The sequence below is a fragment of the Streptomyces sp. TSRI0281 genome (assembly GCF_001905125.1).
GTDB lineage: Bacteria > Actinomycetota > Actinomycetes > Streptomycetales > Streptomycetaceae > Streptomyces.
Window position 1 is genome coordinate 77,357 of sequence record NZ_LWLE01000035.1, and the last position, 14,169, is coordinate 91,525.

At 70.7% G+C, this 14,169-nt stretch carries 14 protein-coding genes; 7 read left to right on the forward strand and 7 right to left on the reverse strand.

Annotation, left to right across the window (positions count from 1 at the left end; translation table 11 throughout):
- Nucleotides 1-29: 29 nt before the first annotated feature.
- The 5 genes from A6A29_RS34960 to A6A29_RS34980 form a co-directional block, all read right to left on the reverse strand.
- Nucleotides 30-827, reverse strand: a complete 798-nt coding sequence (locus tag A6A29_RS34960; protein WP_073726766.1) for an ABC transporter permease — start codon at nt 825-827, stop codon at nt 30-32.
- The gene (locus tag A6A29_RS34965) at nt 827-1,750 is read right to left on the reverse strand and encodes an ABC transporter permease (protein ID WP_073726768.1); all 924 of its coding nucleotides are present in this window, start codon (nt 1,748-1,750) and stop codon (nt 827-829) included. Before A6A29_RS34965 ends, A6A29_RS34960 begins: the two co-directional genes overlap by 1 nt.
- Entirely contained in the window at nt 1,747-2,898 is a 1,152-nt protein-coding gene (locus tag A6A29_RS34970; protein WP_073726770.1) for an ABC transporter ATP-binding protein, read from the reverse strand. Before A6A29_RS34970 ends, A6A29_RS34965 begins: the two co-directional genes overlap by 4 nt.
- Before the next feature lie 88 nt (nt 2,899-2,986).
- Nucleotides 2,987-4,237: an ABC transporter substrate-binding protein gene (locus A6A29_RS34975; RefSeq protein WP_073726772.1), complete on the reverse strand. Its 1,251-nt coding sequence runs from the start codon at nt 4,235-4,237 to the stop codon at nt 2,987-2,989.
- Between the two features lie 47 nt (nt 4,238-4,284).
- Nucleotides 4,285-5,799, reverse strand: coding sequence for a gamma-aminobutyraldehyde dehydrogenase (locus A6A29_RS34980; protein WP_073726774.1), 1,515 nt, complete (start codon nt 5,797-5,799; stop codon nt 4,285-4,287).
- A gap of 207 nt (nt 5,800-6,006) precedes the next feature.
- Between A6A29_RS34980 and A6A29_RS34985 the strand changes: the two genes are divergently transcribed.
- On the forward strand, nt 6,007-6,564 hold the full coding sequence (locus tag A6A29_RS34985; protein ID WP_073726776.1) for an NADAR family protein: 558 nt from the start codon (nt 6,007-6,009) through the stop codon (nt 6,562-6,564).
- Nucleotides 6,565-6,698: 134 nt separating this feature from the next.
- Here A6A29_RS34985 and A6A29_RS34990 read toward each other — a convergent pair whose 3' ends face one another.
- Nucleotides 6,699-7,454, reverse strand: a complete 756-nt coding sequence (locus A6A29_RS34990) for a DUF4190 domain-containing protein (RefSeq protein WP_073726778.1) — start codon at nt 7,452-7,454, stop codon at nt 6,699-6,701.
- Between the two features lie 65 nt (nt 7,455-7,519).
- On the opposite strand from A6A29_RS34990, the gene A6A29_RS34995 reads away from it, so the two are divergent.
- The 6 genes from A6A29_RS34995 (at nt 7,520) to A6A29_RS35020 (ending at nt 13,524) form a co-directional block, all read left to right on the forward strand.
- The gene (locus A6A29_RS34995; RefSeq protein WP_385728598.1) at nt 7,520-8,611 is read left to right on the forward strand and encodes an adenosine deaminase; all 1,092 of its coding nucleotides are present in this window, start codon (nt 7,520-7,522) and stop codon (nt 8,609-8,611) included.
- A 22-nt stretch (nt 8,612-8,633) separates the two neighbouring features.
- Nucleotides 8,634-9,356, forward strand: a complete 723-nt coding sequence (locus tag A6A29_RS35000) for a glycerophosphodiester phosphodiesterase (protein WP_073726782.1) — start codon at nt 8,634-8,636, stop codon at nt 9,354-9,356.
- Nucleotides 9,357-9,423: 67 nt separating this feature from the next.
- Complete coding sequence (locus A6A29_RS35005; RefSeq protein WP_073726784.1) at nt 9,424-10,230, forward strand: SAM-dependent methyltransferase; 807 nt, start codon at nt 9,424-9,426, stop codon at nt 10,228-10,230.
- A complete protein-coding gene (locus A6A29_RS35010; RefSeq protein WP_073726786.1) occupies nt 10,230-11,486 on the forward strand; it encodes a sensor histidine kinase in 1,257 nt (418 codons plus the stop codon). Before A6A29_RS35005 ends, A6A29_RS35010 begins: the two co-directional genes overlap by 1 nt.
- Nucleotides 11,483-12,217 (forward strand): response regulator, encoded by a 735-nt coding sequence (locus A6A29_RS35015; protein ID WP_073726788.1) that lies wholly within the window; start codon nt 11,483-11,485, stop codon nt 12,215-12,217. The genes A6A29_RS35010 and A6A29_RS35015 overlap by 4 nt, the downstream gene beginning before the upstream one ends.
- A 74-nt stretch (nt 12,218-12,291) precedes the next feature.
- Nucleotides 12,292-13,524: a serine hydrolase domain-containing protein gene (locus tag A6A29_RS35020; RefSeq protein ID WP_073726790.1), complete on the forward strand. Its 1,233-nt coding sequence runs from the start codon at nt 12,292-12,294 to the stop codon at nt 13,522-13,524.
- Between the two features lie 74 nt (nt 13,525-13,598).
- Here the strand turns inward: A6A29_RS35020 and A6A29_RS35025 are convergent, their stop codons facing one another.
- Nucleotides 13,599-14,165: a hypothetical protein gene (locus tag A6A29_RS35025; protein ID WP_073726792.1), complete on the reverse strand. Its 567-nt coding sequence runs from the start codon at nt 14,163-14,165 to the stop codon at nt 13,599-13,601.
- Nucleotides 14,166-14,169 lie beyond the last annotated feature (4 nt).

The window sequence follows — 14,169 nt, forward strand, 5'->3', positions numbered from 1 at the left end:
GGTTTCCAACTCCTTCAGGACTTTCAGGGTCAGGCGCTTTTCTTCCGCCGGTTCGCGAAGAGCTGGCCGGCGAGTACCACCAATACCGCAAGGACGAACATTGCCGTACCGATGACGTTGATCTGCACGGGTGTGCCGCGCTGTGCCGATCCCCAGACGAACATGGGGAAGGTCACGGTCGAACCCGCGTTGAAATTGGTGATGATGAAATCGTCGAAGGAGAGCGCGAAGGCGAGCAGCGCTCCCGCGGCGATTCCGGGGGCCGCGATCGGCAGGGTCACCCGGACGAAGGTCTGCACGGGTCCCGCGTACAGGTCGCGGGCGGCTTCCTCCAGGCGCGGGTCCATCGACATGACCCGTGCCTTGACCGCCGTCACCACGAAGCTGAGGCAGAACATGATGTGGGCGATGAGCACGGTCCAGAAGCCCAGCTCGGCGCCCATGTTGAGGAAGAGCGTGAGCAGCGACGCGGCCATGACGACCTCGGGCATCGCCATCGGCAGGAAGATCAGCGAGTTGATCGCGCCGCGCGCCCGGAAGCGGTAGCGGACCAGCGCGAAGGCGATCATCGTGCCGAGCACGGTCGCCCCGACGGTGGCCCAGGCGGCGATCCGGAGGGAGAGCGAGAGCGAGCCGCACATGTCGGCGACCCCGCAGGGGTCCTTCCAGGCGTCCAGCGAGAAGCGCTGCCAGGCGTAGTTGAAGCGCCCGTTCGGCTTGTTGAACGAGAACACCATCACGACGATGTTCGGCAGGATCATGTACGCGAGGGTCAGCAGACCCGCGATGACGATCAGATTGCGGCGAATCCAGCGCAGTACGGGCATCAGACCAGGTCCTCCGTCCCGGAGCGGCGGATGTAGACGGTGACCATCAGCAGGACGATCGCCATGAGGATGAACGAGAGCGCGGCGGCCGTCGGATAGTCCAGGACCCGCAGGAACTGGGTCTGGATGACGCTGCCGACCATCTTGGTGTCGGTGGAGCCGAGCAGTTCCGCGTTGACGTAGTCGCCGCTCGCCGGGATGAACGTCAGCAGGGTGCCGGAGACGACGCCGGGCATGGACAGCGGGAACGTCACCTTGCGGAAGGTGGTGGCGGGGGTGGCGTACAGGTCGCCCGCCGCCTCGTGCAGCCTGCCGTCGATGCGCTCCAGCGAGGTGTAGAGCGGCAGGATCATGAACGGCAGGAAGTTGTACGTCAGTCCGCAGACGACGGCCAGCGGGGTGGCCAGCACCCGGTTGGACTCGGTCCAGCCGAGCCAACTGGTGACGTCCAGGACGTGCAGCGTGTTGAGGACGTCGACGACCGCGCCGCCGTCCGCGAGGATCGTCTTCCAGGCCAGCGTGCGGATCAGGAAGCTGGTGAAGAACGGGGCGATGACCAGCACCAGCACCAGGTTGCGCCAGCGGCCCGCCTTGAACGCGATGAGATACGCGAGCGGGTAGCCGAGCAGCAGACACAGGATCGTGGCGGTGCCCGCGTACAGCAGGGAGCGGATGAACTGCGGGTAGTAGTCCCGCAGCGCGTCCCAGTAGGTCGCGAAGTGCCAGGTGACCTCGAAGCCCTTCTCCAGGGACCCGGTCTGCACGGAGGTCGACGCCTGGTAGACGAGCGGCAGGGCGAAGAAGACGACGAGCCACAGGATGCCGGGGAGCAGCAGCCAGTACGGGACGAGCCGCTTGCGGGTGGAGGGCTTGCGTATCTTCGGCTCGGTGGCCTTCGCGGGAGGCGCGTCGGTGACACTCACGCCGCGTCCTCCACGCTCTCCACACCGGCGTCGATGTCCTGGTCGGCGCCGAGACCGAAGGTGTGGGCGGGGTTCCAGTGCAGGACGACCTCGGCCCCGGGGGCGAGTCCCGCGCGCCGCTCGACGTTCTGCTCGTAGACCTGGAGCGCCTGGCCCGCCGCGCTGCGCACCACGTACTGCGTGGAGACCCCGATGAAGCTGGAGTCGACGATCCGGCCGGTGACGCGGTTGCGGCCGTCGGCTATCGCGTCGGCGTCCTCGGCGTGCGCGAGGGAGATCTTCTCCGGGCGGACCCCGAGGAGCAGTCTGCCGCCGTTCGCCGTCGGGGCCGAACATCGCTCGGCGGGCAGCCGGAGCTTCCCGCCGCCCGCCGAGACAACGAGCTCCGCCCCGGTGGAGACGATCTCGCCCTCGATGAGGTTCGAGGTGCCGAGGAAGTTCGCGACGAAGGTCGTACGGGGGTTCTCGTACAGGTCGGCGGGCGCGCCGAGCTGTTCGACGCGGCCGCCGTTCATCACCGCGACGGTGTCGGCCATGGTCATGGCCTCCTCCTGGTCGTGGGTGACATGGACGAACGTGATGCCGACCTCGGTCTGGATCCGCTTGAGCTCCAGCTGCATCTGGCGGCGCAGCTTGAGGTCGAGGGCGCCGAGCGGCTCGTCGAGCAGGAGGACCTGCGGGTGGTTGATGAGCGCGCGGGCCACGGCGACGCGCTGCTGCTGGCCACCGGAGAGCTGGTGCGGCTTGCGGCGGGCGAAGTCGCCGAGCTCGACGAGTTCCAGCATGTCGTCGACCTGTTTCTTCACCGACTTGATGCCGCGCCTGCGCAGCCCGAACGCGATGTTGTCGGTGATGTCCAGGTGCGGGAAGAGCGCGTAGCTCTGGAAGACGGTGTTGACGGGCCGCTTGTACGGGGGCAGGCCGGTGATGTCCCGGTCGCCGAGCATGACCGTGCCGGTGGTCGCCTCCTCCAGGCCCGCGATCATCCGCAGGGTGGTGGTCTTGCCGCAGCCGGACGCGCCGAGCAGCGCGAAGAAGGAGCCTTGCGGAACGGTCAGATCGAGGGGCTGTACGGCGGTGAAGGAGCCGTACGTCTTGCTGATCCCGGAGAGGCGGACATCGCCGCCCGCTGTCTGCTGCTGTGTCATGGGTCGCGGTCCCAGTGTGTTCGGGGGGAGAGATCGGGGAGGGAGGAACGGGACGGCGTCGGCGGCGTGAGAGGCGCCGACGGCCGGCTCAGGCTCCGATGAGCTTGGCGAACTTCTCTTCGTACGCCGTCTCTTCCTCCGTGCTCAGCGAGCGGAAGGAGCGGGACTTCGCCGCCATCGCCTTGTCGGGGAGGATCAGGGTGTTGGAGGCCATCGACTCGTCGATCCTGGCGAGTTCGTCACGTACGCCGTCGACGGGGCAGACGTAGTTGATGTACGCGGCGAGCTGGGCGGCGACCTTCGGCTCGTAGTAGTAGTCGATGAGCTTCTCGGCGTTGGTCTTGTGCCGGGCCCGCGCGGGGACGAGCAGGTTGTCCGTGGAGGTGATGTAACCGGCGGCCGGGATCGCGTACTTGATATCCGGATTGTCGGCCTGGAGCTGGATGATGTCCCCGGCCCAGGCGACACAGGCGGCGATGTCGCCCTTGCTCAGGTCGGCGGTGTAGTCGTTGCCGGTGAAGCGGCGTATCTGCTTCTTGTCGACGCCCTTCTGCATCCGGCCGATCGCGGCGTCGTAGTCGGCGTCGGTGAAGTCGCCGGGGTCCTTGCCCATGTCGAGCAGGGTCAGGCCGACCGAGTCGCGCATCTCGGAGAGGAAGGAGACCTTGCCCTTGAGCTTGGGGTCGTCCAGCAGCTGGGTGATGGAGTCGACCTTGCGGCCGCCGGTGGCCTTCGTGTTGTAGGCGATGACGGCGGGGATGCCGGTCCAGGGGTAGGAGTAGGAGCGGCCCGGGTCCCAGTCGGGGGTGCGGAACTGGGAGGAGAGGTTGGCGAAGGCGTGCGGCAGGTTCGCCGGGTCGAGCTTCTGCACCCAGCCCAGCCGGATCATGCGGGCGGCCAGCCAGTCGGTGACGCAGATGAGGTCGCGTCCGGCGTCCTGGCCGGCCGCGAGCTGCGGCTTGATCTTTCCGAAGAACTCGACGTTGTCGTTGATGTCCTCGGTGTACTTGACCGTGATCCCGGTGCGTTCGGTGAACGCCTCCAGGGAGGGCCGGCCCTTGTCGTCCTCGCCGACGTCCATGTACTCGGTCCAGTTGGAGAAGGTGACCCGCTTCTCCTCGGCCGAGTGGTCGTCGGAGGCGGCGGCCGAGCCGTCCGCGCGCTTGGCGGGCGGGATGCCGCACGCGGCGAGGGTGCCGAGCCCGCCGAGCGCGAGCGCGCCCGTGCCGGAGGCGCGCAGCAGCGAACGGCGGGTGAGGGCTCCCCTGCCGGTGGTCAGACTCCGCCTCATGGCCGCCAGCCGGGCCGGCGAGAGGTGGTCGGGCTCGTGACTCTCCATACGCGTTGCCCTTTCGGGTGGGTGTGGCCGCTGGTCGGCGGCAGCTTCTATCGGTCCCCGAAGATCGTGCGGTGCCAGTCCTTGCGGGCAACCGCGGTGTTGTCGTACATGACGTGCTTGACCTGCGTGTACTCCTCGAAGGAGTACGACGACATGTCCTTGCCGAAGCCGCTGGCCTTGTATCCGCCGTGCGGCATCTCGCTGATGATCGGGATGTGGTCGTTGATCCAGACACAGCCCGCCTTGATCTCACGGGTGGCGCGGCCCGCGCGGTACACGTCGCGGCTCCAGGCGGAGGCGGCGAGTCCGTACGGGGTGTCGTTGGCCAGCGCGATGCCCTCGTCGTCACTGTCGAAGGGCAGCACCACCAGGACCGGGCCGAAGATCTCCGACTGGACGATCTCGCTGTCCTGGGCGGCGTCCGCGATCAGGGTCGGCCGGTAGTAGGCACCGTCGGCGAGGTCGCCGCCGGGGGCCTCGCCGCCGGTGACGACGGTGGCGTACGCACGGGCCCGCTCGACGAATCCGGCGACCCGGTCGCGCTGGGCGTGGCGGATCAGCGGGCCGAGGTCGGTCGACGGGTCGAAGGGGTCGCCGAGCCGCACGGTCTCCATCAGCGCGGCGACGCCCCGCACGAAGGCGTCGTACAGCGGGCGCTGGACGTAGGCACGGGTGGCGGCGGTGCAGTCCTGGCCGGTGTTGATGAGGGCTCCGGCGACCGCCCCGTTGACCGCCGCTTCGAGGTCGGCGTCGTCGAAGACCAGGAAGGGGGCCTTGCCGCCGAGTTCGAGGTGGAGGCGTTTGACGGTGGAGGTGGCGATCTCCGCGACCCGCTTGCCGACGGCGGTGGAGCCGGTGAACGAGGTCATCACGACGTCCGGGTGGCCGACGAGGTGTTCGCCCGCGTCCTTGCCCGCGCCCGTGACGACGTTGATCACCCCGTCGGGGATGCCCGCCGTACGGGCCGCCTGCGCGAACATCAGCGAGGTCAGCGGGGTGATCTCGGCGGGCTTGAGCACGATGGTGTTGCCCGCGGCGATGGCCGGGAGCACCTTCCAGGCGGCCATCTGGAGCGGGTAGTTCCAAGGGGCGATGGAGCCGACGACACCGATCGCCTCACGGCGTACGTAGGAGGTGTGATCGCCGTCGTACTCGGCGGCGGACCGGCCCTCCAGGTGGCGGGCGGCGCCCGCGAAGAACGAGGTGTTGTCGACGGTGCCCGGCACGTCGAACTCGGTGGAGAGCTTGATCGGTTTCCCGCACTGGAGCGACTCGGCGTACGCGAAGTCGTCCGCCTGCTCCGCGAGGACGGCCGCGAAGCGGTGCATCGCCTCGGACCGCTCGGCGGGGGTGGCGCCCGACCAGCCGGGGAAGGCCGCGCGGGCGGCGGCGACGGCCGCGTCCACGTCGTCGGTGCCCGCGAGTTCGTAGCGCAGGACGCTCTCGCCCGTCGCCGGGTTCACCACCTCGTGGTGGCGCCCCGATGTACCGGGGAGCAGTTCGCCGCCGATGAACTGCGCACCCTTCGCGAAGCGGTCCTGCACCTGGATGCCGTTGCCCATGACGTTCTCCTCCGCCGCTGTACCCGCTGGGCGGGGTCGGCGTAGCTTCTTCGTGAATTGAGTGCCGATCCTGGCAGAGGCACCCCAGCCCAACAAGTGATTCCGTTGTTGCCTTTTGGTTACGCGACGGAATCTGTCGACCATGTGTCGCGTCAGTGCGGAAATCCCCGTACGGAGTGTCCGTGGCGGATGCCACACTCAGCTGTCATGGGACAGATTGATGACCTTCTGGCGGATCTGGCACGTGGCGAGCGGGTGAAGTATCTGCCCTTCTGGGGGCACCGCCCGCGCCCCGACGGGCGCATCGGTTCGAGCTGCCTGAGCCAGTGGTGGCCCTCACCGTTCACCGTGGACTCGGTGACCTATCCGTCGGCCGAGCACTGGATGATGGCGGGCAAGGCGCGGCTCTTCGGCGACGCGGCGGCCGAGCGCGAGGCCGTGGAGGCGAGCAGCCCGGCGGCGGCGAAGAAGGCCGGCCGGACGGTGCGCGGCTTCGACGAGGACGTGTGGAAGCGGGAGCGCTTCGCGCTGGTGGTGGCGGGCAGCGTCCACAAGTTCGGCCAGGACCCGGACCTGCGCGAGTATCTGCTGAACACTGGGGAGCGGGTGCTGGTCGAGGCGAGCCCCGTGGACCGGATCTGGGGCATCGGGCTCGCGGCGGACGACGAGCGGGCGGAGCGTCCGCAGCAGTGGCGCGGGCTGAATCTGCTGGGCTTCGCGCTGATGGAGGCGCGTACGCGGCTGCGTGCGGATACGGCGGCCTGAGCCGGCACCGTACGCTCCGTACGTTTCACGCGCTTCGTGCGCTTCGTGCGTTTCACGCGCTCCGTACGTTTCACGCGCTTCGTGCGTGGACGACAGCGCCGCCCCGCCGGGCGGCGCTGTGCGTCGGACAGCCCTTAGCGGGTTCCCTCGATGACCAGCGACGTGGCGAACGGGTCGTCGTAGGTCTCGCCGAATTCCTCGTCGCTGTCGGCGTTCGTGGCGGCCCAGATGATGACGCCGAGGAACGCGGCGCCGATGACCATGCCGACGGAGCCGAGGATGACCCCGGCGATCGCCATGCCCCTGTTGGTGGCCTCGCCGCGCTTGGCACGGCCGAGGCCGATGATGCCGAAGGTCAGCGCGAGGATACCGAGGACGATGTTGACCCCGTAGAGGCAGAAGCCGACCACCGAGACGATGCCGAGCACCATCGCGGCGGTGCCCAGGCCGTTCGACGGTGCCGGGGCCCAGGCGGCCGGGCCGCTGAAGGAGTTGTACCCCGGGTAGCCGCCGTACGGCTGCGCGGGCGGTGCCGGGTAACCGTAGTGACCGGCGGGCGCACCGGGCTGGCCGGGCGGCGGCATCTGTCCCGGGCCGTTCGGACCGGGCGGCGGTGGCGGTACGTCGGCGGGCGCCGGGCCGAAGCCGCCGACGCCCGGTACCGGTCCGGTCCCGGGCGCGGGTATCGGTCCGGGCGCGGGTATCGGTCCGGTCCCGTCCCCCGGGCCCGTTCCGGCGCCCGGCATCGCCGCCATCGTCGGCTGGTCGTGCACTGCGGGCGGACGGGCGTCGGCGGGCGGCTGCTTGCCCAGCTCCACCCGGCTGTCCGGTGGCGCCCACGGATCGCGCGGCGCGGGCCCGCCCCCGGGCTGCTCTGTGTTGTCTGACATGGGCCTCCCCCATCGTGGTTCCGTCATGCTACGGCCCGGCCCCCGGTCACCGGGCCCCGCCTACGATGATCGGTGCAGCCGGTGAGCCCGGCCGAAATTCTTTGAGAACCGGGAGAAATCCGATGACCGATCCGCACCCCTTCATCGCGGGGCTGCCCAAGGCCGAGCTCCACGTCCATCACGTCGGATCCGCTTCGCCCCGCATCGTCGCCGAGCTGGCCGCCCACCACCCGGACTCCAAGGTCCCCACGGACCCCGAGGCGCTGGCCGACTACTTCACCTTCACCGACTTCGCCCACTTCATCCAGGTCTACCTCTCGGTGGTGGACCTGATCCGCACCCCCGAGGACGTCCGGCTGTTGACCTTCGAGGTCGCCCGGGACATGGCCCGGCAGAACATCCGGTACGCGGAGCTGACCATCACCCCGTTCAGCTCGGTCCGGCGGGGCATCCCGGAGCAGGGCTTCATGGAGGCCATCGAGGACGCCCGCAAGGCCGCCGAGGCCGAGCTGGGCGTCGTCCTGCGCTGGTGCTTCGACATCCCCGGCGAGGCGGGGCTCGTCTCGGCCGAGGAGACCGCCCGGCTCGCCGTGGACCTGCGGCCCGAGGGACTGGTCTCCTTCGGTCTGGGGGGACCGGAGATCGGGGTCGACCGCCCGCAGTTCAAGCCCTACTTCGACCGCGCCATCGCCGAGGGCCTGCACTCCGTGCCGCACGCCGGGGAGACCACCGGCCCGCAGACGATCTGGGACGCGCTCACCGCGCTGCGCGCCGAGCGCATCGGCCACGGCACCAGCGCCACCCAGGACCCCAAGCTGCTGGAGCACCTGGCCGAGCACCGGATCGCGCTGGAGGTCTGCCCGACCTCGAACATCGCCACCCGCGCCGTCACCGACATCGAGCAGCACCCCATAAGGGAGATGGTGCGGGCGGGCGTCCTGGTCACCATCAACAGTGACGACCCGCCCATGTTCGGCACCGACCTCAACAACGAGTACGCGGTGGCGGCCCGCCTGCTGGACCTCGACGAGCGGGGCATCGCCGCACTCGCGAAGAACGCGGCGGAGGCGTCCTTCCTCGACCCGGCCCGCAAGCGGAAGCTCGCCTCCGAGATCGACACGTACACGGCGAACTGGCTGGAGGCCCCCGGCCGCTGACCCCACTGGTCACAATGGCCCCATGGCCAAACCTGTCGGCACCACCAGCGCTGTCACCGCCGTGGGGCATCGCGGCGATCCGTACCGGGCCCGCGAGAACACCCTGCCCTCGATCCGCTCCGCCCTCGAACGGGGGGCGGACGCGGTCGAGATCGACGTCCGGGTGACCCGCGACGGGGTGCCCGTCCTGCTCCACGACGCCACCCTGGAACGGCTGTGGGGCCACGACCGCCGGCTGGACCGCATCGATCACCAGGAGCTGGTGGAGCTGACCCGGGGCGGGGTGCCCACCCTGCGCGAGGCACTGCTCGCGGCGGGGGCGCACCGGGTGATGGTCGATCTGCCCGGCGCCACGGACGCGTCCGTACGGAAGATCGTCGGGGTGGTCCGCGAGTGCGGGGCGGGCGAGCGCGCGTACTACTGCGCGGGCGCCGGGGCGATGCTGCGGGTGCGCGCCGCGGATCCGTCCGCCGAGATCGCCCTGACCTGGACCACGCTCGCCCCGCCGCGCGCCGTGCTGCTGGACGCGGTGAGGCCGCGCTGGCTGAACTACCGGTTCCCCCTGGTGAGCCGGGAGCTGACCGACCGCGCGCACCGGGACGGGCTGCTGGTCTCCGCCTGGACGGCCGACACCAAGCGCACCATGCGACGCCTGATCGAGCGGGGCGTCGACTCGATCACCACCAACAGGGTGGACGCTCTGCACCGGGTGCTCGCCAACTCACCCACCAGGCGGGTTCCTTGATCTGTCCGGCATGATGGGCGGTGCCCGCATCGCCCGTGATGCCCCGCCCGGCACCAGAGGAGCAGACGTGACCGACCCCGGCCAGCACTCCGTCCCCGCCCGCGTCCGTTCCGACATCGCCCACAACGCCCGGGTGTGGAACTACTGGCTGGGCGGCAAGGACAACTACCCCGTCGACCGGGCGGTCGGCGCGCAGGTCACCGGCATGTACCCCAGCATCGGCGAAGTGGCCCGCGCCGACCGGGCGTTCCTCGGCCGGGCCGTGCGGCACCTGGCCGGTGACGTGGGCATCAGCCAGTTCCTGGACATCGGTACCGGTCTGCCGACCTTCAACAACACCCATGAGATCGCCCAGCACACCGCGCCGCACTCACGCGTCGTGTACGTCGACAACGACCCGATCGTGCTGGCCCACGCGCGGGCCCTGCTCACCAGCTCGCCCGAGGGCGTCACCGAGTACATCGACGCGGACGCCCACCACCCGGAGCGGATCGTCCGGGCCGTCGAACCGACGCTGGACCTGAGCCGGCCGGTCGCGGTGATGATGCTCGGCATCCTGAACTTCGTCCTGGACACGGACGAGGCGCTGACCATCGTGCGCGAACTGATGGCCGCGGTGCCCTCGGGCAGCTATCTGGTGCTCACCCACCCCACACTGGAACTGGGCGGCGAGGGCAACGAGGCGGCGATGCGCTTCTGGAACGAGAACGCCACCCCGCCGATCACCGCCCGCAGCCGCGCCGAGTTCGCCGCGTTCCTGGACGGCCTGGAGATCCTGGAGCCGGGCATCGTGTCCTGCTCGCGCTGGCGCGCCGACGAGGAGACCGAGGCGCCCGAGGTGGCCCAGTTCGGCGCGGTGGCCCGGAAGCCCTGATGCCGATACGTGGGGTCCGGTGGCGCCCGCGGGGGCCGTGGGCCACCGACATCGGCGTCGCACTGCTGGTGCAGGCCGCCGTGACCATGCCGTTCGTGGTGCCGCGCTCCGCCGCCCTGCCGGCCGCCACCTGGGCCTCGTACGGCCTGACGACCCTGACCGTGCTGCCGCTGGTGGCCCGGCGGCGTGCACCGGTCACCGTGCTGATCGCGGTGCTCGCGGCCGGTGCGCTGTACAAGTTCACGGTCGACGGTCCGGGCCAGCCCTTGCCGTACACGGGTCTGGTGACGTTCTACACGGTGGCCGAGCTGTGTTCGCCGCCCCGGCGGCTCGCGGTCGCGGTGCTGGTCGGCGCGGCGGTGTTCCCGTCGGTCGCGTGGAACACGGGTGAGGCCAGGGAACTGCTCTTCTCCCTGTTCGTGTTCGCCGCGGCGTACGCCTTCGGACGGTTCACCCACACCCGCAAGGCGTACATCCGCGCGATGGAGGACCGGGCCCGGCAGCTGGAGCTGACCCACCGGATCGAGGCGGAGCGGGCGGCGGCCCGCGAACGGGCCCGGATCGCACGGGAGATGCACGACATCCTGTCCCATGCGGTGAGCCTGATGATCGTGCAGGCGGAAGCGGGCCCGGTGGCGGTGCGCACCGCCCCGGAACGCGCGGAGGCGGCGTTCGACGCCATCTCGGAGACCGGGCGGGACGCGATGACGCAGTTGCGGCGGATGCTCGGCGTACTGCGCGAGGACGGCTCCGGGCCCGTGGACCCGCCCCGCTCGCCGCAGCCCACGCTGGCGGAGCTGCCGGGGCTGCTGGAACGGGTACGGGCGAGCGGTCCGCGGGTCGCGTGCACGACGACCGGGCGGGCGCGACCGCTCGGGCCGGACACCGAGGCGACGGTCCACCGGATCGTGCAGGAGGCGCTGACGAATGTGGTCCGGCACGCCCACGCCGACTCCGTACACGTACAACTGGCTTATGGGACCGATACGTTGACCATCACCATCACGGACGACGGACGCGGCACAAGCTCCGGAACGCAATCGGACGCGAACGCGGACTCGGGTCCGGCCGTGGGTCCGGGTCCGGGTCCGGACACCGCTGCCGGTACCGGCGCCGGGCACGGGCTGGTCGGCATCCGGGAACGGGCCGCCGCCCACGGCGGGACGGCCGCGGCCGGCCCCCTCACCGAGGGCCGGGGCTTCCGCGTCCGGGTCACTCTTCCCCTAGTAACGTCCCTGTCGGAGGTGGGAAGTTGACGATCCGCGTGGTGGTGGCCGACGACCAGGAGCTGGTGCGCAGCGGCTTCGCGATGATCCTGGACGCGCAGCCGGACATCGAGGTGGTCGCGGAGGCCGGTGACGGTGAGCGGGCTCTCGCCGCGGTGCGGCGGCTGCGGCCCGACGTGGCGCTGCTGGACATCCGGATGCCCGTCATGGACGGCATCGAGGCGTGCCGGGCGATCAGCGCGCAGAGCGCGTGCCGGACGGTCATGCTGACCACGTTCGACGCGGACGAGTATGTCTATGAGTCCCTGCACGCGGGCGCGAGCGGCTTTCTGCTGAAGGACGTCCGCCGGGACGACCTGGTGCACGCGGTGCGGGTGGTGTCGGCCGGTGACTCGTTGCTGGCCCCGTCGGTGGCACGCCGGCTGATCGCCGAGTACACGGCCCGACCGCCCGTGACCGCCTCCGGCGCACCGTCCCCGCAGCGGCTGGAGGTGCTGACCGCCCGGGAGCGGGAGACCCTGCTGCATCTGGCCCGCGGTCTGTCCAACGCGGAGATAGCGGCCGCGCTCGTGGTCAGCGAGCACACGGTGAAGACGCATGTGGGCAACGTGCTGTCCAAGCTGGGCCTGCGGGACCGGATCCAGGCGGTCATCTGCGCGTACGAGACGGGGCTCGTCGCTCCCTCGCCGGAGGGAGAGGCCGCGCTCTCCTCCCCCGCACAGGCGAGGAGATCACGGGGCGAGGACCGCCCGCTCCGGTGATCCGCCGGGGCCCGCGGGTCAACAGGATGGAGCCATCGAGCAGTTACGGACTTCACGCCCCTCGGAGGCACCTGATGCACCCCCGTACCCACACCCGCGCACTCCTCGCCGCGGCCCTGGTTCTCGGCATCATGTCCGGCCCGGCCGCCCCGGCGTTCGCGAGCACCTTGGCCGCACCGGCGTTCGCAAGCACCTCCACCGCCCCGACCACCGCGTCCGCCGCGGCCCGCCCGCACGACGCCCCGGACGCCGACGCGCTGCGCGCGGCGATCGCCGGGCTGCCGAGTGCCGACGCCACCGCCGCGCTCGTGCGGGTCGGCGGCAGCGACGGCCGCTGGCGGGGCAGCGCGGGCGTGCACGATCTGGTCTCCGGCCGCCCCGCCGACCCCGACGCCCGCTTCCGGGCCGGGTCGGTGACCAAGGTGTTCACGGCGGCCACGGTCCTCCAGCTGGCGGGCGAGGGCGCCATCGCCCTGGACCGCACGGCCCGGCACTACCTCCCGGACCTGATCCCGGCACGGTACGGGCAGGTCACCGTGGGCCAGCTCCTCAACCACACCAGCGGCATCCCGGCCGCCGACCTGCCGGGCGACACCGTCGAGGAGTGGTACGCGCACCGCTTCGACCTGCACACCCCGCGCGAAATGGTCGCCTCCGCCACCGCGGAGGAGCGGGAGTTCGCGCCGGGCCGCAGCCAGCACTACCTCAACATCAACTACACCGTGCTGGGGCTGCTGATCGAGAAGGTCACCGGCGACGCGTACGCGGACCAGGTCGGCGCGCGCATCCTGCGCCCGCTCGGGCTGCGCTCCACCTCCTACCCGGGGACCGACCCCCGTATCCAGGGCCCCCACAACCGCGGCTACCAGGTCTTCGAGAAGCCCGGCGGCGGTACGGAGCTGCGGGACGTGTCGGTGTGGGGGGCGACCGACGGGTGGGCGGCGGGGGACATCATCTCGACCACCGCCGATCTGGAGCGCTTCACGAAGGCCCTGTTCCGGGGGCAGGTGGTGCGCGGGCCGCTGCTGGAGGAGATGTTCACGCTGCCGGACCCGTCGGTGCGCGACCACCGATCGGGGAAGCCCGCCCAGTACAGCGCGGGGCTTTCCGTGATGACGCTGGGCGGGCGCCAGGTCTGGGGGAAGACGGGGGGCCGCTGGGGCTACAACTCCGTGCTGGCGGCCACGCGTGATCTGTCCCGGACCCTGGTCTACAGCGTCAACGCGACGGACGCGAAGGGGCAGGACGCGAACGCCACGGCGATGAAGCTCGTGGTGGCGGCCTTCGGCCCGCCGTCGGCCGGGTGATCCGGACCACCGCTGGGCAAAGGCCCCGGACGGCGGCCGGCCGGGGCCCGTGACCGCCGCCGTCCGGGGATGGCTCAGACCGCCGGGGCGGGCGCCGACGGCCCGGACGGCGATCCGCCCGTCACCTCCCCCGCCGCCCCCGCTGCCGCATCCGTCGCCGCTTCCAGCCGTTTGATCAGGCGGCGCAGAAGCAGCAGCGGGATCACTCCGAAGACGCCGAAGGACATGTCGATCACCGTCCACCAGACGGGGATGTCCCGGAGGGGCCCGCAGATCAGGGCGAGCGGGATGATCCCCGCGCAGGCGATCATGCCGAACTCGATCACCCAGATGTTGCGGACCGGGTCACGGTAGGGGCCGTAGAACGCGACCGCGATGACGAGGTGGGCGAAGGCCAGCCAGTCGGTGCCGTACAGGACGAAGGGGTACGACGCGTCGGCCGCGTCGAGCCCTTCCCCGACCCGGGTGATCCACTCCATCAGGGACGGCAGATGCTCGGGCACGGGCGAGGAGGCCAGGACGTCCTCGGCCCAGCGGAGTTCGGTGACGAGCGGGAAGGCGGTCAGCCCGCTCAGCACCAGACAGACGAGGAAGATGACCAACCACACGCGGATGCGCCGCAAGAGGGCTCGCTCGCTCATGTCC